Origin of the sequence: Thalassobius sp. MITS945101, from assembly GCF_047123305.1 — a bacterium.
Classification (GTDB): domain Bacteria; phylum Pseudomonadota; class Alphaproteobacteria; order Rhodobacterales; family Rhodobacteraceae; genus Thalassobius.
In genome coordinates this window covers 2,423,383-2,445,593 of sequence record NZ_CP138918.1, presented here as the reverse complement: position 1 = coordinate 2,445,593, position 22,211 = coordinate 2,423,383, and the positions used below count along the sequence as shown (strand labels likewise).

The window sequence follows — 22,211 nt, the reverse complement described above, 5'->3', positions numbered from 1 at the left end:
GCCAAGAAAAGAGACTAGAGCATTGAAACTTCTTGATGATGATCGGCTATTCCCGGGCAACCCGAAAGGATTGGGGTTGGCCCGGGCTCTCTTTGCGAGCATCCGTGACCTGCCAATCGTTAGCCCGCACGGCCATACGGACCCTGCCTGGTTTGCAAGGAACGCGTCATTTGAGAACCCGGCGGCCCTGTTTGTGACCCCGGATCACTATGTCTTTCGGATGCTCTATTCGCAGGGTGTCGCCCTGGAAGATCTGGGCATAAAGCCGAATGATGGCAGCGCGTTTGAGACGGACCCACGAGAGATCTGGAGGCGTTTTGCCTCGCATTACTATCTGTTCCGGGGCACGCCGTCGCGCCTTTGGATCGACCATTCTTTACAAGAGGTATTTGGCGTCAGTCAGGTTCTGTCAGGTGAGACGGCAGACGAAATTTACGATCAGGTTGCGCAGTCTCTGACGCAGCCAGAGTTTCGACCGCGTGCTTTGTTTGACCGCTTCAATATCGACGTGATCGCCACGACCGAAGGCGCGCTGGATACGCTTGAACACCACGACGCGATCACGAAATCCGACTGGCGTGGGCGCGTAATCACGACGTATCGCCCGGACGCAGTGATCGACCCGGACCATCCGCAATTTTCGGCAAATCTTCAGAACTTCGCAGAGATCACCACCTGCGACACGACAACCTGGCAGGGGTATCTGGACGCCCATCGCGCCCGGCGTCAGACGTTCCGCGAACATGGTGCGACAGCCACCGATCACGGCCATCCCACAGCGAGAACGGCCAATCTGGCGGCGAGCGAAGCAGAGGCGCTGTTCAATTCAGTCGTCAGTGAGAAACATACTCCGGAACAGGCCGAACTTTTCCGGGCGCAGATGCTGACCGAAATGGCAAAGATGAGCCAGGATGACGGGATGGTCATGCAGATCCACCCGGGATCATACCGAAACCATTCTTCGGAAGTGTTCAGTCGATTTGGGGCTGACAAGGGGTTCGATATTCCGCGCAGAACAAATTACGTGAGCGACCTGCGACCCTTGCTGGACGTTGCCGGACACGACCCGAATTTCACACTCATTGTCTTTACACTGGATGAAACTGCTTATGGTCGCGAACTGGCCCCGCTGGCGGGCGTTTATCCGGCATTGAAACTTGGCCCGGCCTGGTGGTTTTTTGACAGCGCCGACGGGATGCGCCGGTTCCGCGAACTGACCACGGAAACCGCCGGTTTCTACAACACTGTGGGCTTTAACGATGATACCCGCGCTTTCTGTTCCATCCCGGCGCGGCATGACGTTGCCCGCCGCGTGGATTGCGCCTTCCTCGCTTCGCTGATCACATCTGGTCGCCTGCGCGAAGACGAGGCTTTCGAACTGGCGCAGGATCTTACGGTCAACCTTGCAAAGCGGGCCTATCGGCTATGAATTCCGAGAACAAAAAAAGGCTGCGCAGAGCTGAACCAGCACCGAAAGCCGGCATTGTACATCTGGGGCTTGGCGCCTTTTTCCGGGCGCATGGGGCAATCTACATCAAGGAAGCCATGGCGCAGTCGGGCGGCGACTGGGGGGTCGTTGGCGTCTCGCTCAGATCCCCGGGTGTTCGTGACAAGTTGGTTCAACAGGGCTGTCTTTATACCGCTTTGGAATTGTCAGGTCAGGGGCTGAAATGTCAGGTCGTCGATGTCGTCACATCCGTCCTTGTAGCGCCCGAGGATCCTAACGCGGTTCTGCAGGAATTGATCGCCAAGGCAACCCGGATCGTCAGTCTGACGGTAACGGAAAAAGGGTACTGTCGCGGAGGCGCGAATACTGTGCTCGACTTTGACCATCCCGATATCAAACATGATCTGCAAAACCCCACGCCAAGATCCGCGCCCGGGTTTCTGGTGCGCGCTCTGGAAATGAGGTGGCGTCAGGGAATGCGCCCTTTCACGGTTTTGTCTTTGGATAACCTGCCAGAAAATGGCAAACTAACCCGGCAGATCGTCTGCGAATTTGCTGCGCGGATCGACCCGGACTTGGTGCGTTGGATTGAGGCGGAGTGCAAATTCCCATGCACCATGGTCGACAGGATTGTTCCGGCCACAACCGAAGAACTGATCGACCGCGCGTCCGGCATCAGCGGGTACCACGATCCCGCGGTTGTAGCGCACGAACCATTCCGGCAGTGGGTGATCGAAGACGACTTCGTCGATAGCGCCCGGCCAGCTTTTGAAGCCGCCGGCGCTCAGCTGGTCGACGATGTCGAATCTTTCGAACATTTGAAGCTGCGCATGCTCAATGGTACCCATTCAGCGCTCGCCTATCTTGGCAGACTTGCGGGGTATGAAACCGTCGCAGAGGCCATCCGCGACGAAGGTATCGAGAAGTTTATTGAAGCCTTGTGGCGCGAAGAGATCGCAACATCTCTGGACGCGCCACCAGACGCGGACCTGGACGATTATGCCGCGCAGCTGAAATCGCGCTATCAAAACGCGGAAATCCGCCATCTGCTGGAACAAATCTCCATGGACGGCAGCCAGAAATTGCCGCAGCGCATTTTGGCGCCGCTGTTCGAGAACCTAGCGGCAGGAAAGCCGTACCAAAGGTTGCTGGTGGTTTTGGCCGCTTGGTTCAGGTTTATCGAAATCTGGTCAAAGAATGGACAATCCGGACTTAACGATCCCATTGAGAAGCAACTATTGCAGGCCGTCAGCAACGCGTCAAACGATGCCGATCTGGTAGAGCGCTTGCTCCAATCAGCACCGGTTTTTGGCGACCTGCCGACCCATCGGATCGCCGACGAATTGGTCGCCATTCTGGGCCAACTCGGCGATTTTCACGACACCGCCCGACTTGAAGGAATACGGCTATGAAAGAAACTTGGCGTTGGTATGGCCCCCTGGACCAGATTCAGCTCTCTGAAATTCGTCAAACGGGCGCGGCAGGCATTGTCACAGCTTTGCATGAGATCCCCTATGGCGAGGTTTGGCAACGCGATACGATCGCCGAAAGACGCAGTGAGATTAAGGCCGCTGGATTTGAATGGGATGTGGTAGAAAGCTTGCCACTGCACGAAGATATCAAACGGGGCACCGGAGATCTTGCATCGCTTTTTGCCAACTACCGGCAGTCCATGGCGAACCTGGCCGCAGAGGGTGTCCATACCATTTGCTACAACTTCATGCCGCTGCTGGACTGGACGCGCACTGAGTTGAATTCACCGGTCGCAAATGGCGGCACCTGCCTGCGCTTTTCGGCGTTTCGGATGGCCGCCTTTGAAATCGGCATGTTGGGTCGCGCGGAAGCAGAAAACGATTACCCCACCGAAGTGATCGCAAAGGCGCGCGAATGGTTCTCTGCTTCGAGTGATAAAGATCAGAAAGAGCTGCTGAACTCGATTATGTCGGGCATGCCGGGCGCCTATGACCGGTATGATATCGAAGGATTGCAGCGCGCGCTGGATACCTATCGAGGCATGGATGCAGCGGATATTCGGGCAAATTACCAACGCTTTTTGAACGAGGTCATTTCAACCGCGCAGGATTTGGGGATGCGCATGTGCGTACATCCTGATGACCCGCCGCGCGACATTCTCGGTCTTCCGCGTATTGTTTCGGATGCCGACGATATCGCGTGGATTATGGGCGTCAATGACGCACCTGCTAACGGTCTGACGCTCTGTTCCGGGTCGCTGGGCGCCAACCCTGCAAACGATGTTGTCGAGATTGCACGCACGTATTCCGACCGGATCCACTTTGCCCATATCAGAAACGTCCGCAAGGACCCGGATGGTTCGTTCGAAGAAGCGGAACACCTGAGCGGGGACACGGATATTCCAGCCTTGTGCCGCATCCTGTTAGGGGAGGAAAAGGCGCGGAAGTCTGCAGGGCACCCGGATTGGAAAATCCCGTTCCGTCCCGACCATGGTCACGAGCTACTGTCAGATCCTGAAAAGAAGACCTTTCCCGGTTATCCTCTGATCGGAAGACTTCGGGGGCTGGCGGAAATTCGTGGCGTATTGCACGCCTTGAGCGCCTGAGTGGCAGCAAAAAAATGAAAACCGGAATCTAAGATGGTAAGCCGTCATTCGTTACGGTTCAGAATGCCGTGGGTTTGGGCCCAAACCGGCCTGATTCCGATGCGGCAAAGCTGTTGTGGCAGTTTGAACGAGACCGGTCATTTGCCAATGTCGCTAAAACCATGAATTTGCAGTGACTCGGTCGGAGCGCTGCCGTTGCGTGTCAATGAGCCGATGTTCAGGAGGTAGGCGGCGAAATCTGACTGCAAGTCCATAGTGACAGATGCTTCAACTTGCACCGAGGGCCACTATGAATCCGGCATGATGTCGCTTGCAAATCAGAACACAATCTTTAGCGCAAACTCAAACGATTAGGCTTGTGGATTGTGAGACTGCCCCCTAATTCGAGCCATTCAGGGAGCTGTGTTAACCTTTGAACCTGTGCCGAGCGCCACAGGAGAACCTACACACACTGGTCACACATGAGGGATCGCGATAATTTGCGATTGTCAAATGATTAAGCCTCACTGCTGCCAGGTTGTGGCATAATACTTAAAGATTACAGCATGCAGTTCGGTTTGTAGCCGGACTGTCTTGTCCCGAACGTCGGACATGGCCGATTGCAGCGCCTGGAGGTCTGGCTGGTCTGCGCTGAGCAAAGACTGAAGGTTGCTTCGCGACTGTTGCAGCGCGACCTGCGCTGCGGCAATTCGGCTATCAGCTTGAGAAACCGCTGATCTCAATTCGTCTCGAAGCTCATCCGGCAACGTCGACAGAACGGCGGTTGGCGTCGATCCATCCGAGGAGCGCAGCCAGACCCGAACGGCCACACCCGCAAAGATCGCGTTCAAAAGGATCGAAAGTGCGGCTATTCCAGCGAGCAGAAGCTTTGACTTGTTCATCTAAACTACCTCCAAAAACTTTGCTGTAGGACCTGACCAGAGGTGTTGAGTGCGGCAGGATCGCCAAATGCAAAGGCGATCACCTCAGCTTCGTTGCTGGCGGCGGGGTCAATGGGCAGAAACAGTCCGATTGAGAAAGCCGTAAGAAGGCAAGCCGTAACAGCCGTGGCCGGCCATCGCATTGGGAAGGATCCTAGCAACTGCGCAATTCCCGTCATGAAAGCAGGCCTGAAATCAGGTTGGGCTAGACCCGCGCGGACGTGCCGCATCAAGCGCTCTTCATCAACTTCGCATTTTAGAGCTTCTGAAAGAAGTTGATCGAACTCCACATCTGTTTTCTGTCTTTCGTTCTTCATTTCTCGACTCCCTAGGTTCGTACGTCACTGTTTCGATTGAACTTCTGTCTTAGTGTCCGCCTGGCTCTGCGGATGAGTTGTTCGACTGCGCCATCGCTTGTTGCCATTGTGTCCGCGATCTCTCGCGTCGACATATCCGAAACAGTCTGCAGCAAGAGCGCCAAGCGCTGACGATCCGGCAATAGATCCAGTTCGTTTATGACGGCCCGCAACTCGGCCCGGTCTGCAGCTATCTGGGACGGCTCAGCATCCGTCGATGGGATATCAGCGGCAGATGAGTCAAGCCCGACGAATTGCCTCAGGCGGCGCTTTCGGATCGTGTCAATGCAACGATTTCGCGCAATACTGTAAAGCCAAGTTTTAACAGATGCCTTGGCGGGATCAAAGGATCCGGCTTTCCGCCAAACTTCAATGAATACAGTTTGCGCGACGTCTTCACCATCTGATTTGCTTGACAGAAACCGAGTGGCGAACACAGTGAGGGGGCGCATAAACCTTGACATTAATTCCGTGAATGCAGCCTGATCGCCTTTGGCGATCAGGCCCATGAGCATGGTGTCATCCGTGAGTGGTGGGGTATTGGGGTTCGACACTGTGCTCAACTAGCGTTGACTACCAACGACGCCAACGGCGTGGAGACACCACCGTGTTGCCCGCAGAACCGGTGACTGAAGTCACGGCTCCGCCACGGTACCGGCCAGCAAGCGTGTTTCGCTCAACGGAAAATTCCTGACCGTTTTGGATCTGGACATTGGCTGAGCTACTGCATCCCGCTCGCCACCGATAGCTAGCGCAGGACATGGAGCGATCAACCGTCGCGCCGTTCAGAAGCTCGCGCGAAACGGTTCCAGAGCCGCTATCGTTATAGCTCCGTTCAACTGTCATACGCGGACCTGTCCGGGTCCATGTATCGGCGGTGGCGACCTCTGCGGTAAAGCCGACGACAAGCAGTGAGGTCAGAAGAAGGCGATGTGTCATGGTTTTCCTTTCGAAAGCCTAGGGTCAATCTACGTATTACGGCCGCAGGGCGGAAAGACGTTGCCGCGCGTTTTGCGCTTCGTCTTCGGAAATTCCGCCGTCGCCATCCGCGTCAATCAGGGCGAAGAAATCAGGCAGACCACCAAATTCCTCACGAGTAATTGCTCCATCAGCGTCGGAATCGAGCCGCTCTGCTGTGAGCGCAAGACGCGACTGTCGCAATTCAGCGCGCTTCAGGATCAAGTCTTGGCGCGCGATCACCTCATCTGTTGAGATCACTCCGTCCGAGTTGCGGTCGAGCCGGGTAAACCGCAAATCGCGAAGGCGATTAACTTCTTCGCGGCTGACCACACCATCGCCATTTTCGTCAATTCGCTCGAAAGCTGGCAAGTCGTCACCAACCATGGCCATCTGAGCATAGGCCGGCGCTGCCAGAGCTATGCACAGTCCAATTAGGGTTAACTTCTTCATTTGTCTCTCTCCTTTCAATGAGGTGTTGATACAGACCAATACGCGGCGAAGGGAGAAACCTGACGGGAAAGCACAATTTTTTTGCAGGGTCACGTCAGGACGTGTTCGTACAGGCGTAATGACTCATAGCTATTCCGGCTGCACAACCGAATTTCTTTGGAGAAAATGAACGATGAAAAAGCACCTGATCTTGCCGACCGTCTTTGCGGCCTCTCTTGCACTCGCGTCTCTTGCAAGTGCTCAAAGTCCGCGTCAGGCCATGAAACAGCTTGATGTGAACAGCGACCGTATGCTCCAGTTCAGCGAAATTCAGAGTTTCCGCGCCTCGACCTTTGATCGCTTCGACATAAATGCAAGCGGCATTCTCGAGGCGAATGAGATTGCTTCCATGCAGCAGCAGGCCGTCGGACAACGGCGCGGCGGACCAGCCGATCTGGATCCCTACGCGTCAGATCAAAATCGAGATGGATTAATCTCGCGCGACGAATTCGTCAGCTATATTGCCCCTCGGCTACTAAGCGCCGATAGGAACGGTGACAGAGCATTGTCGCGATCCGAACTTCGCGCATTGCGCTGACTTTAATGTCTCTTGTTCGAGGTCAGGCACGATCCATTTGAGCGGGCCTAAAGCGCGGACCAAGCACTGTCTAGCAATAGATTGTTTGACAGAACTTGGTTTTGCACCTGTGAAAAGTTGGGTCCTGTTTCTGATTTTATCAGGGCATTTTGTGTTCTAGTATGCCATTGGCCGGCAGATAACAGTCGACGTTCGCAAAGCGGTAGAGCGGACCTTCGTTATTGCTGGCCGATCGGCAGCATTGTCCCGCGACTCGTAAATTCGGCGCTTGAACCATGCTGCAGAACGCTCGAATGACCGTTTTTTCCGCCGCAAGGCGGCACGGATTGTTTTGCCCTTGCCGCAGTTTTCCGCTGCGAGCGCACGCAGCAAGAAAGTCGAATTCACAGGTTGGGCTCTTCGCAGCCGTTAGATCGACCGCAGCATCCGGGCGCTCAATGCAATCTTGCGTCGTCGCACCCGGCCCTAAGCTGCCTTCCGACTACGGTAGCTGTCGCTGCGGTGCGACCCGTCAAAGGAGACATTCATGAGAGCAATGACTTCCGCGTAGGGGTTAGGTCGGCCCCAACGGTTGAATTGGCGCCATCCAACGACCACATGTTGTGGGTGCTCGTTGGTGCTGGACGATATAGGGGAAGGCCGATGATTGAATACGCTCAGTACTTGTTGCTGACAAATCCGCTGGAGTTCTACACAGCCATCGTCGCGACGCTTGGTGTCGCATTCTGGATGCTCGATCGGAGATCAATGAAGGCGGCACTCAAAGCAACAAAAAGGGGCCGAGATCAACGCATTGCGATTGGAAAGACAAAAGACTGAAGCAAGCGTTGAACAGAGCTTCGCCACGTTTCAACTAAGGTGCCAAGCCTCTCGAGACGCCTGGCGCGACCACGAATGGCGAAATGGGCCAACACTTCGTTCACCCTTACGCTCCTCCGAAGAGCAAAAAGAGATACAGCAGCTTGAGCTGGCCGCGAGGGCATATCTGGAGCAGTTCAAAGCATCGGCACCAGACCCCGGTAGCTGCGATATCGAGAAACTGGCAGCTTACTTCTCGGAAGCCAATCGCACATCGTTGGAGTTCGCTAGGCTTGCTTCACAACTGCCTGAACCTAAAAACCGTTTTCACTGACCCGCTAGGAACCGACAACCAAGTACCAATGAGTATGCTGCGTGCGTAGCCTCAAGGTCGACCTTTGCGGAAAACGAAAATGCATATGTGTCAACTCCATGCGAGGGTATTGTGTCTAAAGACGATGATGATCTGTTAAAACTGATCTCTGATTTTATAAAGGGAAAAGCAGGCCCGCCTGATGCAACAATCGCGAGCTTAAATCTTGGCGAGAATGTCAATCTGCAGGATTTCGCACCTTCTCCCCTCAGCAAAACATTTGGGGATTTCTCAAAAGAATACAAAACAGTCTGTAGGGCACTGAAAAAATACGGTCGTGTGAATTGTTTGCGCATTATTGGCGCTATGATGACTATCCCTGAATTGCAGGCTAACCACTATCGTTTGGAAGTCCTGATCCACTTAGTGTTCCTTCATGCAGAAGGAAAATCTCGGCCTACGCCAGCTAATATAACAGCTTGGTTTAACGCACTCGACAAGGGGACGTGCGGAAGGCAAGAAGACGCGACCGAAGATGTATTTGTTGCCCCTGTCACATTTGAAGGGCGGCAATATAGACTTTTTGAGGGAAGTGCTGAAGGCAATCGCTTCCACACTCAAATGTTCTTGACGATCTTACAGGACATGCCGAATGGCGGACGTTACACCATGATGAAAAATGGTGTTCGCTCGATCCTCGTACTATCCGAGCTGATTGCAGAGCGATTTGGTGTCCCGCCTTACTATGTAGGGGCCACAACACCAAAATCGGGGATCGGCAAACCCTCACCAGAGACGTGGCGAGAGTTACGCGAAAGGGTCGTCTTCTCGCAGAGTGAGCTTGAAGACCATACGATTGATCTGTCAACGCTTGAGCCCTTCTTTATTCAGAAAGATCACTCGAAAGGTCTCCTAGACCATAAGCCTGGTCATAGCCCTTTGGATTGGCATCCTCTCATCCTGCATAAGGATGAACTGGTCGTCTTCCATCCGACGATGATCGGCACGGCGATCCGTCATATGATGATAACGCTATGTCAAAGGATGGGCATGGAAAGAGAGCTGCACGAAGCGCTTGCCAATGCGTACGTGCAACTTTTTGCCAATAAAGGCTTACTCAAGAAAAATCCGCCGCCACTTCAGATGCAGTATTGTGGCCCGTTCCATGCCGCACAACTCGTGCAGGAGCTGGATAAAGGGCGATACCTACACCTCTTGTTCTTTGTTGATGGCTTTGAGGGCTTCGCAGAAGAAACATTTATCGGCACGAACTCAGTAGACCCGATTTCGGATTATGTGGGGAAATCAATCGAAGAAGCGCATAAAAAATGCGTTGAGGCGTCGGACTTCCGCGAGGGCCTGACACTTGTTATTCCATGCGGCTGGGGTCGGTATGTCGGATTTAGACCACCTGAACTCCCTCAAAGTTGGCGCATTGATTTGATGCCCCCTCATGATGCGCTTGCTTTTCATGACATGCCTAAATTCAAGACTACTGACTTATTCAAGATATTGGATGCTCAAGACGCCGTGTCAGAACAGAATATCGTCCTGATCAATGCAAACGGCATTTTTAATTTGTGGGCGTGGATGATGAATAACGATGGACACATCGTCCAACATGAGAAGTTGGAGCATGATTTTGTTACTGCGGACCATCCCGGCATGATGCATATTCCAACAAATAGTTTGTTGGATGCTCGCATTGAATCCTATCTCGCGTCTGACATTCGGACCTTGGAGCGTCCAGATGGTACATTTGCAGAAGCGCAACGCGCACATGCAACGCCAAGATACGGTACGCGATCTCTATCGCCATTTTACGTTGATGTTACTGGCTACCGCGACGGTGAATATCGAAATGTCTATCTTGGTGAAAAGGGGCAATACTGGATAAGCGTGAGCAGCAAGGATGGCTTGGACCGACATAGCGCCTACCAGCTTCTTTCTCTGACTATGCACTGGGCCGAGAAAATTTTTCGCATGATTGATGCACAAGATGAGACCCCGCAGGGTGTTCAGATGTCTCACCATGTTGCCTTTGGTGACGATGAGATCGCGATTGATGGGACTGCAACAAGACCAACCGATGAAGAAATTACTTCCCTGATCGAGCGACGCTCTGGCACTCAGTCCGAGAGTGTGGACGTTGTCATCGATGTCAAGGAGGGCTTCATGTCAGCAGGTCGTCGTGCGGACAATTTCGGAGAGCGACAACTTGTTGGGGCGCTGATCAGCGCATGTGCTGAGGCGCAAGGGTGCGAGCTAGACCGAGATGAACTTGAAACGCTGATTTGGTCGGTAGTGAAGTCAGAGAAAGCGCGGCACTTGCACGCGTTCTCTGAGCCAGATTTGCGCGACTATGTTCGTGATCATTTGCCGTCACCTTTGGTCGTTGAACAGCTAGACGATGCCTTCACACGGATCGGACTAGGATGGTCGTGTCGCGACCGCTCGGACGGTCACAAAATTGAAGGCAAAGGCCCGTGTGCCGCTTATCTCACTCAGTTGCTCGATGTGCTTGCTGCGCGGTTCAAGAAACAGGTGGCAACCTTTGATCGCGAAGCTTTACTTGAGCGCTCGTTGCTCAATCACGAGTCTTGTTCGCACGAAAGTGACGTATGGAAGCGCACCTTTGGTGCGGTTGAGGCACTGAGCGATACGGACGATTTTGCAGTTCAAGATGCCTCCGAAGAAATCGGACGCCTATTTGCTGGAAGCATGGCATCGAGGATCATTGCTGAGGCTGCCATATGCGAAGCACCATTAGACAAAGGCTTCGAACCTGGTGATATGGACATCAATAGACTCCTTGCTGATGCCTCACAGATGCATCACCTGGGCGGGTACCGCGCAGCTATTCTTGCGGGCATTATGCCGCCAGAGATCGTGATCTCACCTGCTGGTGAAGTCATGATGGATCACGGGTTCAGCGACGCTGTGATAAGACCGTTTGGTCAGCATTTTACCGCACACTCCCTCGCAGGAGAGAAGAAAAAATACGCCTCTCGCTACGAGTCCAAGGAAGCAAGCCAAACACCGCACGATCTTTCCGAGAAAGAACAGAAAGATAAGGATGCCTTTGAGACGGCTTGGCTTGATGAGTTCGGCTTCAGCGCCGAAGATTTTCTCAGATTTATCGGCGGTTTTTGGATGATCTTGCAGACCGATGGCAAGCCGATCATCAAAGAGCCACGCTCAGCTCTTGTTAAACGGATCGGGAAGGACATCGAACTTGACTATGAAATAGTCGGTAAGTGTCTCAATAGCTTTACGCTTCAACCGCGCCCATCATGGACTGACGTGCCAGATGGTTATCCTGACCACGCGTGGCATCCGTGGCGATTTCAAAGACAACTGTCATTGGTGACGAAACCCATTGTTCAGTTGAACGATGAAGAAGACCCAACGCTGATGATCGCTCCCGCCATGTGCGTTCTGCACTTGGAACGGTTCTATGCGAATACGCTTGAAGGCGTATTCTCGCATGACATGTTCAGAACGAACGGGAAACTTTTTAAGTTGATGGACGCGATCAATGGCGAGGTGGGCGAAGAGTTCAATAGCATTGTAGCGAAGAAGTTTGTTGAGATCGGCTGGGAAGCCAAGTCAAATCAATCGGATGGTCAGATTTTCAACAGGCAGAAATCGCCGACGTTTGGTGATGTGGATGTGCTGGCATGGAACAAAGCTGGTAAGCGTCTTCTCATCATCGAATGCAAAGATTTGTCTTTTGACAAAACAATCGGCGAAGTCGCAAATCGGTTATCGAAGTACCAAGGCATTATCAAGCACAACGGCAAGCCAGACGACCTCAAGAAGCACTTGAACAGATGTGAAGAGATTGAGGCGAACCTCGATAAGGTGGGCAACTACGTTGGCATGGAGATTGCAACAGTGGAGCGTGTCTTATTGCTCAGCCAGCCAACTCCTTTGATTTTTGCGGAATTGGCTGACAAGCACTCCGTCGAAGTCGTCACATTTACGGATATTGAAACGCGCTTCGAAGAGCGTTCAAAGGGTGAGTGATCCGACATAGTTTCCTGAATAGGGTCCGCCAGTTAATCGTTTGCCGCTCAATGTCTGCTCCCAACGTTTAAGTCCTAACCGTTGGCACCTGCAGCGAACTTCCGCTTCCCGCCCTTGTATCAAAGCCTGACAATGTCGTCAGCCCAGCGCCATCACATTCGTCCGTCTCTGTCAGACTTGCGAACGGCCTCGGAAGAAATCCGAGGCCGTTTTCCCATGTAATCTGCCAAAATGATCTATTGAGACGTTTAGGTCATGTCGCGTGATACACCACATCCCCATGTGAAATCCGTCGTCAAATCAGCCGCATTTGGAGTGGCCGCAGCTCATGCAGGTCATGCAGCCTTCGACCATTTGCAGATCGAACTGACCGCAGCTGGGGCAGGCTTTGCCACGGGGGGCTTCGCCAACGGCCATAACCTCGGCCTGCGGATCGGATTTCAGCCCCATGCCTTCACCTTCAATGAAGTTGATGCGGATCAGGTGTTCCTCGATCACACCACCAATCGCGGCCAGGATCGAGGGGATGTATTTGCCCTGCATCCAAGCGCCGCCACGGGGGTCAAAGACCGCCTTCAGCTCTTCCACCACAAAGCTCACATCGCCGCCGCGCCGGAACACAGCCGAGATCATGCGGGTCAGTGCCAGCGTCCAGGCGTAGTGCTCCATGTTCTTGGAGTTGATGAAGACCTCAAACGGACGCCGATGACCGCCGATGATCACATCGTTGATGGTCAGGTAGATCGCATGTTCCGAATCCGGCCACTTGAGCTTGTAGGTGTGGCCTTCCAGCGCTTCAGGACGATCCAGCGGCTCCGCCATGTAGATCACATCTGCGCCGGCATCGACCTCAGGCGTTTTCTCTTCACTTTCGCTGACCGACAGGACCGAACCGGTGATGTCATTGGGGCGATAGGTGGTGCAGCCCTTACAGCCGGTTTCATAGGCCTCCATATAGACCTCTTTGAACGCTTCAAAGCTGATGTCTTCGGGGCAGTTGATGGTCTTGGAGATGGAGCTGTCGACCCATTTCTGCGCCGCCGCCTGCATCTTGACGTGGGCCAGCGGAGCCAACGTCTGGGCGTTGGTGAAATGGCTGGGCAGTTCGGCATTTTCACCAAACTTGTCGCGGTACATTTTCACCGCGTAGTCCACCACTTCCTCTTCGGTACGTGAGCCGTCTTTCTGCAGCACCTTGCGGGTGTAGCTGTAGGCAAAGACCGGCTCGATCCCCGAAGACACGTTGCCGGCATAGAGAGAGATGGTGCCGGTGGGTGCGATGGAGGTCAGCAGCGCATTGCGAATGCCGTGTTCGGCAATGGCGTCACGTACATCGTCATCCATCATCTGCATGGTGCCGGAGGCCAGATACTTGTCCTTGTCGAACAGTGGGAAGGCGCCCTTTTCCTTGGCCAGTTCTACCGACGCCAGATAGGAGGAACGCGCGATTTGGCGCAGCCATTCTTCACATTGCGCGGCGGCCTCATCGGTGCCGTATTCCAGACCGACCATCAGCAGCGCATCGGCCAGACCAGTGACACCCAGACCAATGCGACGCTTGTTCTGCGCTTCCTGCGCCTGTTCGTGCAGCGGGAACTGGGACACATCCACCACGTTGTCCATCATACGCACCGCAGTTGCCACCAGCGCGTTCATCTCTTCCAGATCAAGCGCTGCACCCTTTTCAAACGGGTTCGCAACCAGACGCGCCAAGTTGATGGAGCCGAGGAGACAAGCGCCATAAGGCGGCAGCGGCTGTTCACCACAAGGGTTGGTGGCCGCGATGGTTTCCACGTAGCTGAGGTTGTTGGCCTTGTTGATCCGGTCGATGAAGATCACGCCGGGTTCAGCAAAATCATAGGTCGACTGCATGATCTTGTTCCACAGATCGCGCGCTTGAACGGTGTGGTAGACCTTGCCGTCGTATTTCAACTCCCAAGAGCCGTCTGCCTTCACCGCTTCCATGAAGTCATCAGTGACCAGCACTGACAGGTTGAACATGCGTAGACGGGCGCTGTCGGATTTGGCGGTGATGAAATCCTCAACATCAGGATGGTCACAGCGCATGGTCGCCATCATGGCGCCACGGCGCGAGCCTGCCGACATGATTGTGCGGCACATGGCGTCCCAGACGTCCATGAAAGACAGCGGGCCAGAGGCGTCAGCCGCAACGCCCGCCACGGGAGCACCTTTGGGGCGAATGGTCGAGAAGTCGTAGCCGATGCCACCGCCCTGCTGCATGGTCAGCGCGGCCTCTTTCAACATGTCGAAAATGCCCGACATGCTGTCCGGAATGGTGCCCATGACAAAGCAGTTGAACAGGGTCACACTGCGTCCGGTGCCCGCGCCTGCGGTGATGCGGCCTGCAGGCAGATATTTGAAATCTTCCAGCGCGCTGTAAAACTTATCTTCCCAGATCTCGGGCTTCTTTTCCGCCTGCGCCAAAGACCGCGCAATCCGCCGCCAGCTGTCTTCCACGCTCCGATCGATTGGGCTGCCGTCCTGTTCTTTCAGGCGGTACTTCATATCCCAGATCTGTTCGGAGATGGGCGCGGCGAAACGAGTCATGTTTTGGTCCTTCGTGTGGGCTTGGGCGCAGAGATTTGTCTTGGCGGGCTAACAGGCACACTGGATACAACAGACGCCGTGAAATCCTCAACGCCTAACACACATCCGTTCTAGATTTTTTTGTCGCGACACCACAAGACCTAGTTTGAAGAATTTTGAAAACCACCATATGATGGCAACTCTTTGGACGACTCTGTGGAATTCCTGTGGACAACTATACCAACCTGATCAAGCTCAGCGTCGGCACGGAGAGTGTCGAAAATCTGGCGGAATGGCAAAAAATCCCGCAGGTTCAAACCCCTGACGGGCTGCCGCGACACGTCACCCGGATGTGGCCAAAGCGCGAAAAAGAGATCCTGTCCGGTGGATCGATTTACTGGGTTATCAAAGGTGTGGTTCAGGCCCGCCAGAAAATTCTGCGCCTGGATGAGGTGATTGGCCAGGACGGGATCCGGCGCTGTGCCATTGTCCTCGACCCAGAGGTGCACCGCACCTCCCCTGCCCCGCGCCGTGCGTTCCAGGGCTGGCGCTATCTGAAGCCCGAAGACAGCCCCCCCGACATGACTGCTGGCAAACAAAGCGACGATTCTCTCCCCGCCGAACTGTCCGCAGCCCTGGCGGAAATCGGGGTGCTGTAACAACACCTACTGGTGGCGATGCCCGAATGATAAACTACCTATTGTGACCCTACATACTTTTGGGTAGCGTCCGCCCGTACTTTTCTGTTCGAGGCAAAAATGAATTTGGTTATCAAGGCCCTAACCGGGCTTGTTGCAACAGCAAGCCTAAGCGCTTGCATGAGTAATAGCCCTACAACTTCCTATGTAGGTTCTGTAAGTGGCACGCAGGTCAATGCATTTCTCAGCAATGAAACTAATGGATTCGTATCCAACGCTGTGGGCACCGCGGCCTATGTCACTGGGCTTGACACGACCCAGGGCCAAGCTGTGGCCGCTGCCGGGTATCGCAATGCAAACGTGGGTGCCGCCGTCACCAGCGGAACGGCGACCTATGCAACAAATTATGGTGTGGCGGTTGTGTCAGGGGTGGAGCGCACTCAAACCCTTATCTCTGGGTATCCCAACCAACTAACGGGCACCACGACACTGACAGCCGACTTCGACCGAGGGACGCTGACTGGTGACACAACCTATGTTGACTTCGATGCCACCATCCAAGGCACAGCTTTGGGCGGCACAGTTGAGGTCACCTATCCGAGAGGGGCCTCAGGCTCTGGCCCATTTGACCGGTTGGACGCCACGGTTTCTGGCGAAATTGGCGCCACTGGTCTGATCGGTGTGTTCCACGGTTCTAGCGCTACCGCCACATTGGCCGGCGGTTTTGTCGGGACACGCAACTAAGTTTTTATGAACAACAACCATAAAATCAATCGGCCCATGGATGGTTTCATGGGCCGTATTGCCTTGGCAAGCTGCGGTGTCGTTTTGGCGGCACTGTTGGCCACTGGTGCAATGGCAAACACGATCCCTACACAAAACCTGAATGAAACCACGGCAGCGCTGATCAATCAGGGTCGGTTTAGCGACGCCCGTGATTTGCTTGTTTCAGCCGGGGCGACCGACAGCCAAAAGCTCTTGTTCCAGGCCCGCATCGCCAAAGCGCAAGGCCATCTGGGCGTTTGCCTATCGCTTCTGAGACAAGCCCAGAACAAATTCCCAGAAGATTTGGACGTTCTGCGGGAACTTGCAGATTCCTTGGTGCTGACGAAACAAGGTAATGAAGCACGCAAAGTTCTCATGAGGCTGCTTCTAATTGAGACAAATCCGGTGCTGCGGCAAAGCTACATCGCGCGAATTGCACAGATTAAAAAAAACCAACCTCTCCGGTTCACCGCTGGCATTAAAGCCGTCCCTTCGACAAACATCAACAGCGGCACTTTTTTTGAAAGTTTCGATACCGTCATTGGCGACCTTCAGGTTGGAGAGGCTTCAAAAGCACAGTCTGGAACCGGCTACAATGCCAATGGGACCATCCAGTACCGCTGGCAACATGCCGCCGGACGGGCGCTCACTTTAACCGGTCAGATTGATCAGCTCTGGTACCCAATCTACCGAGAGCTCGACAAACGTAGTGTTGCTGGGACGTTGGAATGGTCTCATCGGTGGCAGCACAAAACCGTGCGCCGCTGGATTTCACTACGCGATTTAAAAGCGGAGGACGGGTCGGACTATCGCGCCTTTGGTTTTGGTGCTGCCTTCAAGCGAAACCGCACCAAAAATAGCGTTCTCACCCTCGAAGTGAATACCGAAGCCCGGCGCTACAAAACAGATAAGCATAAAGATGACTCTGTCATTTCCGCTGCGATACAGGTCGATAAAGCGCTTACGAAGGATCGTTTGCACGGCCTGCGCTTGAGTTTGGAACACACGGGCACTGAAGCGCCGCATCTCGCCCACAACGGCGTTTCACTTCAATATACGCTCAATCAGCGTTTCTCCACCAACCTTGTCGGGCAATTTCAGGCCTACTTTGGCCAACGCACATTCCTTGGCCCCGCACCGCTTTCGCCACACAACCGTGAAGATCAATATTACGGGGTTTCAGCAAAGGTCCGACTGCCAAAGATGCAATTTTTAGGCTATCAGCCGGAATTCGGCTGCTCTGCGCATCGCAATCGTTCAAATGTTGACCTTTACAGCCATGACATAACCAGTTGTTCGATTGGCTTGAATGTGTCGTTTTAAGGAAGTTTCTATCTAGGTCTGCTATGCTGGCTGCGATCCCCCCACTTCGCAAAAGAAAGCGCGAAGGGGGGGGCAAATCTCAGTCTACTTTCAGCAGCTTACCCAGCTCTTTGATCGTCGCGCGCTCTGCGTCATTGGCCGGGGCTACGCGGGATCGGAACAATGTCGCCTGCGACCGCAGGATCGTGGCATCCGAGAGAATCTTCAGATGGTTCGCCCGCAACGTGTCTCCGGTGGAGGTGATATCGGCCACGGCTTCGGCGGTTTCGTTCTTTACGGTGCCTTCGGTTGCCCCTTGGCTGTCGACCAACTGGTAATCCGCCACACCGTGATCGCGCAGATAGTCCCGCACCAGACGGTGATACTTGGTTGCGATCCGCAGACGGAAACCATGCGCCACACGGAAAGCCGCCGCTGCTGCATCTAGATCGTCGAGGCTGTCTACATCCACCCAAGCGTTCGGCACAGCAAGGATCAGGTCGGCGTGGCCAAATCCCAGCTCGGCCAGCGTTTCGACCTGCTGTTCCCACTGGCCCAGCTTCTCGCGCACCAGATCCGTGCCGGTAACCCCCAGATGAATGCGTCCGGCCGACAGTTCGCGCGGGATCTCCCCGGCAGACAGCAACACAAGTTCTACACCGCCGATGCCTTCGACCTTGCCTGCGTATTCACGATCCGAACCGGTGCGTGACAGGGCAATGCCCCGTTCGCCAAACCAATCAAAGGTCTTCTCCATCAGCCGCCCCTTGGAGGGCACACCCAGCTTCACGCTCATTTGCCTGCCTCCAATGCGATCAAAAGATCCGGACGGATGACACCGCCGACGGCGGGAATAACACGGCCCTGCCCCAAGACGCGACACAGCGCATCATAGCGCCCGCCGGTCGCCACAGCGGGCAAATCAGGCCGGCTGGCAGCATGAAAACCAAACACGAAACCATCGTAATATTCCATCGAGGTGCGGCCATAGCTGGCCTCGAAATCCAAGGTCGTCACATCGATCCCGCGCTTCTCCAGCGCTTTCATCCGACGCGACAACCCCTCGACCGAGGCCGAAATGGCGGGCAGATCCACGGCGATGTCGCGCAGCTGTTCCAAAGCGTTCGGCAGGGTCTCCCGCACCGACAGAATGGCGTCGATCAGGGCGACCTCACGCGGAGCCAACGGTTCGGCGGCGGCGTCTTCGCGCAACGCCTGGATACGCGCCTCAACTTCGCTGCGGCTGCGCAGACCGATTTCAGGGCCCGCTGCCGCAAAAGGATCTTCCGCCGCCAGCAGGGCCAAACGGGCCGCAGGCACATCGGCCCGACCTGCATAGCGATCAATCAATGCGCGGAACCGGCGCGGACGCCAGATATGACGCCGTAGCGCCGCCTTTCGACGTTCGGTTGTCTGCAAACCTTCGACAGCGGCCCGCAGAATGCCAATGTCACCCGTAGCTGCGCGCAGAGGCTGGTTGCCCAGCGCGTTTTTGATGACAGCAAAGACCTCGGCATCGGCCTCAATCGGGTTCTCCCGATCAAAGACCTCATAGCCCACCTGAGTATATTCGTTGGCGCGTTCAGGATCGTCTTCCTGACGGCGGAACACTTCGCCCGAATAGGTGTAGCGCGCGGGTTCGGCGCCGTGGGCCATATGCATTTGCACCACCGGTACGGTGAAGTCCGGGCGCAGCATCTGTTCGCCCCGCATCGCGTCCGAGGTCACATAGGCACGGCCACGGATATCCTCGCCATAGAGGTCCAACAACACCTCAGCCGGTTGCAGAATATCGGTTTCCACCAGCTGTGCCCCAGCCGCCTCAAATGAGGCACGCAGGGCAGTCGCGCGGGCGCGGATTTCGATCCGGTCAGGCATCACTCTCATCCTGTTGCGACGCAAGGATCTCGCGCACTTTGGCGATCAGATCACCACGAGCGACCTCAAACTGACTGGGGCGTTCTTTCCACTCTTCCAGAGTGGCGCTTTCCGCAATTTTCGCGCCAAGGATCAGATCCTTGATCTGCACCACACCCTTCTCTTTCTCATCCCCACCTTCAATGATGGCGATCGGAGAGTTGCGTTTATCCGCGTATTTCAACTGGTTGCCGAAGTTCTTGGGGTTGCCCAGATAGACCTCAGCCCGGATGCCGGCCTGACGCAACTCGGACACCATCGCCTGATAGTCGGCCATGCGGGCCTTATCCATCACGGTCACAACAACGGGACCGGCGGGTGTACCACCCTTGCGGCCCTTTTCGCGCAACGCTGCCAGCAGACGGTCGACACCGATGGACACACCAACCGCAGGCACTTCCTGCCCCGTGAAACGTTTGACCAAACCGTCGTAACGACCGCCGCCCGCAACCGAGCCGAACTGACGTTTGCGGCCTTTTTCATCGAGGATTTCAAAGGTCAGTTCTGCCTCAAACACCGGACCGGTGTAATAGCCCAGACCCCGCACAATCGACGGGTCGATCAGAACCTGATCGTCGCTATACCCCGCTGCCGCCAGCAAGGCGCCGATCTGTTCCAGCTCGGCAATACCGTCCTGGCCGATCTTGCTATCGCCCACGGCGGCACGCAGATTTTCCATGGTGCCCGCCACATCGTCCGCTTTGGAGGTCAGGAAGGCAATCACAGGTTCTGCCTGCGCCTCTTCCAGCCCAACACCGTCGATATAGGCGCCGGAGGCATCCAGACGCCCCTTGCCCAGCAGCTGACGCACGCCTTCGGCACCAACCTTGTCAAACTTGTCGATGGTGCGCAGCACGTCGTCACGTTTGGGGTCCGCTTCAGCAAGGCCCATCGCCTCCAACACGCCATTGAGAACCTTGCGGTTGTTGACGCGCACCAGATAGTCACCGCGCGGGATGCCCACGGCTTCCAGCGTGTCGGCCAGCATCATGCAGATCTCAGCGTCAGCCGCCATCGAGTTGGTGCCAACGGTATCGGCGTCACACTGGTAGAACTGGCGATAGCGCCCCGGTCCAGGTTTTTCATTGCGCCAAACCGGCCCCATCGCAAAACGGCGATAGGGGTTGGGCAGGTCGTTGCGGTGTTGCGCGTAGACGCGGGCCAAAGGCGCGGTCAGATCGTAGCGCAGGGCCATCCAATCGCCCTTGTCGTTCTCATCTGCCTCTTGCCAGGCAAAGACACCTTCGTTCGGCCGGTCCACGTCGGGCAGGAACTTGCCCAGCGCCTCAACGGTTTCCACCGCCGCCGATTCCAGCGCCTCAAAGCCATAATGATGATAGACCCCGGCGATCTTCTGCAGCATTTCGCTGCGCTCGGTCACCTCGGTGCCGAAATAGTCGCGGAAGCCCTTTGGCGTGACGGCCTTAGGGCGGGGGGCTTTCTTCTGCTTGGCCATTGCTTTGTCCTTGCGGCTAATGTCGCGCTCGCGTCTATCGGATGCCGCGCGGGGGGGCAAGCATTGCAAGGGGATCAGGGCAAGATTGGCCGATATTTGGGACGCAATCGGGGCTTTGGGGCTGCACTGTTACAGGCCTGTTACGCAGGCACTCAGGCCGTCACCCGAAATCGCGCCCGATAGGCCGAGGGCGCCAGCCCCGAAATGCGCCGGAAATCTCGTCGGAAAGTTTCAGGGGAGCCAAAGCCGCAGGCCACACCAACATCATCAAGCGTCAGATCCGAACGTTCCAACAGATCCGAAGCCCGCGCCACCCGCGCCCGTCTGAGCCAGGCCTTGGGAGTTTCCCCTGTGGCCTCTTCCATCCGCCGTGCCAAGGTTCGATTAGACATGCCGGCGACCGTGGCCATCCGCGCCAAAGGCCAATCCTCATTCAGGGCAACACGGATCTGATCCAGCAACGGCGCAATGCCCCCCGTGCGCGCCACCGGTTCCGGCATCGGCACAAACTGACGTTGCCCGCCATCGCGTCGCGCCGGCAGACACAGCCGCCGTGCCACTTGATTGGCCACTTCTGCGCCAAAGTCCTGACGAATGATATGCAGCCCCATATCCAACCCAGCCGCTGATCCGGCGGAGGTCAGAAAGGGCCCGTCCTCAACAAACAGAACATCAGGGTCCACCGCGACCTCGGGATAGCGATCTGCCAAAACTTCCGCATAACGCCAGTGGGTTGTGGCCCGCCTACCGTTCAGCAGCCCGATCTGTGCCAACACAAAAACGCCAGAGCAAATCGTCGCCAGCCGCGCCCCACGCGCCTCGGCCGCGATCAAGGCATCTGCCAGCGGTTCCGGCACCGGCTCCCCTGCCCCACGCCAACCCGGCAGCAGGATCAAATCGGCCTCCGCCAGCCGATCCACCCCGCCGTCCGTGGCCACCTGGATACCTCCCGTCGCCTGCATCAAGCCGTCATCGGCGGCAATCACCTCGGCACGATACCAGTGTGGAAACTCCGGCCGCGGCAGCGAGAACAATTCGACCGCAATGCCAAACTCAAACGTGCACAGCCCGTCGTAGGCGACGATACAAACAAGGGGAGGATTTTCTGGCATCTCACGCTCTTTGGCAATTAATGACCGCATATGGGTAATTTTGCCT

The 22,211-nt window shown here is 55.5% G+C and carries 18 protein-coding genes; 9 read left to right on the top strand and 9 right to left on the bottom strand.

Translation table 11 applies throughout. From position 1 onward, the window contains the following. Positions 1 to 22: 22 nt before the first annotated feature. The 3 genes from uxaC to uxuA are packed head-to-tail and all read left to right on the top strand — an operon-like array spanning position 23 to position 4,025. Positions 23 to 1,429, top strand: coding sequence for a glucuronate isomerase (gene uxaC / locus SIC14_RS12210; protein ID WP_412562198.1), 1,407 nt, complete (start codon positions 23 to 25; stop codon positions 1,427 to 1,429). Then, positions 1,426 to 2,859, top strand: a complete 1,434-nt coding sequence (locus tag SIC14_RS12205) for a mannitol dehydrogenase family protein (RefSeq protein ID WP_412562197.1) — start codon at positions 1,426 to 1,428, stop codon at positions 2,857 to 2,859. Before uxaC ends, SIC14_RS12205 begins: the two co-directional genes overlap by 4 nt. After that, entirely contained in the window at positions 2,856 to 4,025 is a 1,170-nt protein-coding gene (uxuA, locus tag SIC14_RS12200; protein WP_412562196.1) for a mannonate dehydratase, read from the top strand. Before SIC14_RS12205 ends, uxuA begins: the two co-directional genes overlap by 4 nt. A gap of 503 nt (positions 4,026 to 4,528) precedes the next feature. Here uxuA and SIC14_RS12195 read toward each other — a convergent pair. The 4 genes from SIC14_RS12195 to SIC14_RS12180 all read right to left on the bottom strand — a co-directional run bounded on the left by SIC14_RS12195 (position 4,529) and on the right by SIC14_RS12180 (position 6,711). After that, a complete protein-coding gene (locus tag SIC14_RS12195) occupies positions 4,529 to 4,906 on the bottom strand; it encodes a periplasmic heavy metal sensor (protein WP_412562195.1) in 378 nt (125 codons plus the stop codon). 5 nt (positions 4,907 to 4,911) lie between these two features. Then, positions 4,912 to 5,262: a hypothetical protein gene (locus SIC14_RS12190; protein ID WP_412562194.1), complete on the bottom strand. Its 351-nt coding sequence runs from the start codon at positions 5,260 to 5,262 to the stop codon at positions 4,912 to 4,914. 11 nt (positions 5,263 to 5,273) lie between these two features. Beyond that, positions 5,274 to 5,810: an RNA polymerase sigma factor gene (locus SIC14_RS12185; RefSeq protein ID WP_412562193.1), complete on the bottom strand. Its 537-nt coding sequence runs from the start codon at positions 5,808 to 5,810 to the stop codon at positions 5,274 to 5,276. A gap of 466 nt (positions 5,811 to 6,276) precedes the next feature. Beyond that, complete coding sequence (locus SIC14_RS12180) at positions 6,277 to 6,711, bottom strand: EF-hand domain-containing protein (RefSeq protein WP_412562192.1); 435 nt, start codon at positions 6,709 to 6,711, stop codon at positions 6,277 to 6,279. Between the two features lie 172 nt (positions 6,712 to 6,883). Here SIC14_RS12180 and SIC14_RS12175 point away from each other — a divergent pair, with 172 nt between their 5' ends. The 3 genes from SIC14_RS12175 (at position 6,884) to SIC14_RS12165 (ending at position 12,428) form a co-directional block, all read left to right on the top strand. Then, a complete protein-coding gene (locus SIC14_RS12175; protein WP_412562191.1) occupies positions 6,884 to 7,288 on the top strand; it encodes a hypothetical protein in 405 nt (134 codons plus the stop codon). A 642-nt stretch (positions 7,289 to 7,930) separates the two neighbouring features. Further along, positions 7,931 to 8,107, top strand: coding sequence for a hypothetical protein (locus SIC14_RS12170; protein WP_412562190.1), 177 nt, complete (start codon positions 7,931 to 7,933; stop codon positions 8,105 to 8,107). Between the two features lie 424 nt (positions 8,108 to 8,531). Beyond that, positions 8,532 to 12,428, top strand: coding sequence for a hypothetical protein (locus SIC14_RS12165; protein ID WP_412562189.1), 3,897 nt, complete (start codon positions 8,532 to 8,534; stop codon positions 12,426 to 12,428). Positions 12,429 to 12,728: 300 nt separating this feature from the next. Here SIC14_RS12165 and SIC14_RS12160 read toward each other — a convergent pair whose 3' ends face one another. Then, positions 12,729 to 14,996 carry an adenosylcobalamin-dependent ribonucleoside-diphosphate reductase gene (locus tag SIC14_RS12160; protein WP_412562188.1) on the bottom strand — a complete coding sequence of 756 codons (2,268 nt, stop codon included), beginning with the start codon at positions 14,994 to 14,996 and terminating at the stop codon, positions 12,729 to 12,731. Positions 14,997 to 15,202: 206 nt separating this feature from the next. On the opposite strand from SIC14_RS12160, the gene SIC14_RS12155 reads away from it, so the two are divergent. The 3 genes from SIC14_RS12155 (at position 15,203) to SIC14_RS12145 (ending at position 17,701) form a co-directional block, all read left to right on the top strand. Then, positions 15,203 to 15,634, top strand: coding sequence for a DUF1489 family protein (locus tag SIC14_RS12155; protein WP_412562187.1), 432 nt, complete (start codon positions 15,203 to 15,205; stop codon positions 15,632 to 15,634). A gap of 159 nt (positions 15,635 to 15,793) precedes the next feature. After that, a complete protein-coding gene (locus SIC14_RS12150) occupies positions 15,794 to 16,357 on the top strand; it encodes a hypothetical protein (RefSeq protein WP_412562186.1) in 564 nt (187 codons plus the stop codon). A gap of 48 nt (positions 16,358 to 16,405) precedes the next feature. Continuing rightward, the gene (locus SIC14_RS12145) at positions 16,406 to 17,701 is read left to right on the top strand and encodes a surface lipoprotein assembly modifier (protein WP_412562185.1); all 1,296 of its coding nucleotides are present in this window, start codon (positions 16,406 to 16,408) and stop codon (positions 17,699 to 17,701) included. Positions 17,702 to 17,780: 79 nt separating this feature from the next. Here SIC14_RS12145 and hisG read toward each other — a convergent pair whose 3' ends face one another. The 4 genes from hisG to ftrA form a co-directional block, all read right to left on the bottom strand. Further along, the gene (hisG, locus tag SIC14_RS12140; protein WP_412562184.1) at positions 17,781 to 18,476 is read right to left on the bottom strand and encodes an ATP phosphoribosyltransferase; all 696 of its coding nucleotides are present in this window, start codon (positions 18,474 to 18,476) and stop codon (positions 17,781 to 17,783) included. Beyond that, entirely contained in the window at positions 18,473 to 19,558 is a 1,086-nt protein-coding gene (locus SIC14_RS12135; RefSeq protein ID WP_412562183.1) for an ATP phosphoribosyltransferase regulatory subunit, read from the bottom strand. Before SIC14_RS12135 ends, hisG begins: the two co-directional genes overlap by 4 nt. Continuing rightward, entirely contained in the window at positions 19,551 to 21,053 is a 1,503-nt protein-coding gene (gene hisS / locus SIC14_RS12130; RefSeq protein ID WP_412562182.1) for a histidine--tRNA ligase, read from the bottom strand. Before hisS ends, SIC14_RS12135 begins: the two co-directional genes overlap by 8 nt. Positions 21,054 to 21,205: 152 nt before the next feature. Further along, positions 21,206 to 22,165: a transcriptional regulator FtrA gene (ftrA, locus tag SIC14_RS12125; protein WP_412562181.1), complete on the bottom strand. Its 960-nt coding sequence runs from the start codon at positions 22,163 to 22,165 to the stop codon at positions 21,206 to 21,208. Positions 22,166 to 22,211: the final 46 nt, after the last annotated feature.

Excerpts from the sequence above, each read along its gene's own strand:
- SIC14_RS12205 (WP_412562197.1), top strand. The coding sequence starts at position 1,426 with ATGAATTCCGAGAACAAAAAAAGGCTGCGCAGAGCTGAACCAGCACCG.
- uxuA (WP_412562196.1), top strand. The coding sequence starts at position 2,856 with ATGAAAGAAACTTGGCGTTGGTATGGCCCCCTGGACCAGATTCAGCTC.
- SIC14_RS12195 (WP_412562195.1), bottom strand. The coding sequence starts at position 4,906 with ATGAACAAGTCAAAGCTTCTGCTCGCTGGAATAGCCGCACTTTCGATC.
- SIC14_RS12190 (WP_412562194.1), bottom strand. The coding sequence starts at position 5,262 with ATGAAGAACGAAAGACAGAAAACAGATGTGGAGTTCGATCAACTTCTT.
- SIC14_RS12185 (WP_412562193.1), bottom strand. The coding sequence starts at position 5,810 with ATGGGCCTGATCGCCAAAGGCGATCAGGCTGCATTCACGGAATTAATG.
- SIC14_RS12180 (WP_412562192.1), bottom strand. The coding sequence starts at position 6,711 with ATGAAGAAGTTAACCCTAATTGGACTGTGCATAGCTCTGGCAGCGCCG.
- SIC14_RS12175 (WP_412562191.1), top strand. The coding sequence starts at position 6,884 with ATGAAAAAGCACCTGATCTTGCCGACCGTCTTTGCGGCCTCTCTTGCA.
- SIC14_RS12170 (WP_412562190.1), top strand. The coding sequence starts at position 7,931 with ATGATTGAATACGCTCAGTACTTGTTGCTGACAAATCCGCTGGAGTTC.
- SIC14_RS12160 (WP_412562188.1), bottom strand. The coding sequence starts at position 14,996 with ATGACTCGTTTCGCCGCGCCCATCTCCGAACAGATCTGGGATATGAAG.
- SIC14_RS12150 (WP_412562186.1), top strand. The coding sequence starts at position 15,794 with ATGAGTAATAGCCCTACAACTTCCTATGTAGGTTCTGTAAGTGGCACG.
- SIC14_RS12145 (WP_412562185.1), top strand. The coding sequence starts at position 16,406 with ATGGGCCGTATTGCCTTGGCAAGCTGCGGTGTCGTTTTGGCGGCACTG.
- hisG (WP_412562184.1), bottom strand. The coding sequence starts at position 18,476 with ATGAGCGTGAAGCTGGGTGTGCCCTCCAAGGGGCGGCTGATGGAGAAG.
- SIC14_RS12135 (WP_412562183.1), bottom strand. The coding sequence starts at position 19,558 with ATGCCTGACCGGATCGAAATCCGCGCCCGCGCGACTGCCCTGCGTGCC.
- hisS (WP_412562182.1), bottom strand. The coding sequence starts at position 21,053 with ATGGCCAAGCAGAAGAAAGCCCCCCGCCCTAAGGCCGTCACGCCAAAG.
- ftrA (WP_412562181.1), bottom strand. The coding sequence starts at position 22,165 with ATGCCAGAAAATCCTCCCCTTGTTTGTATCGTCGCCTACGACGGGCTG.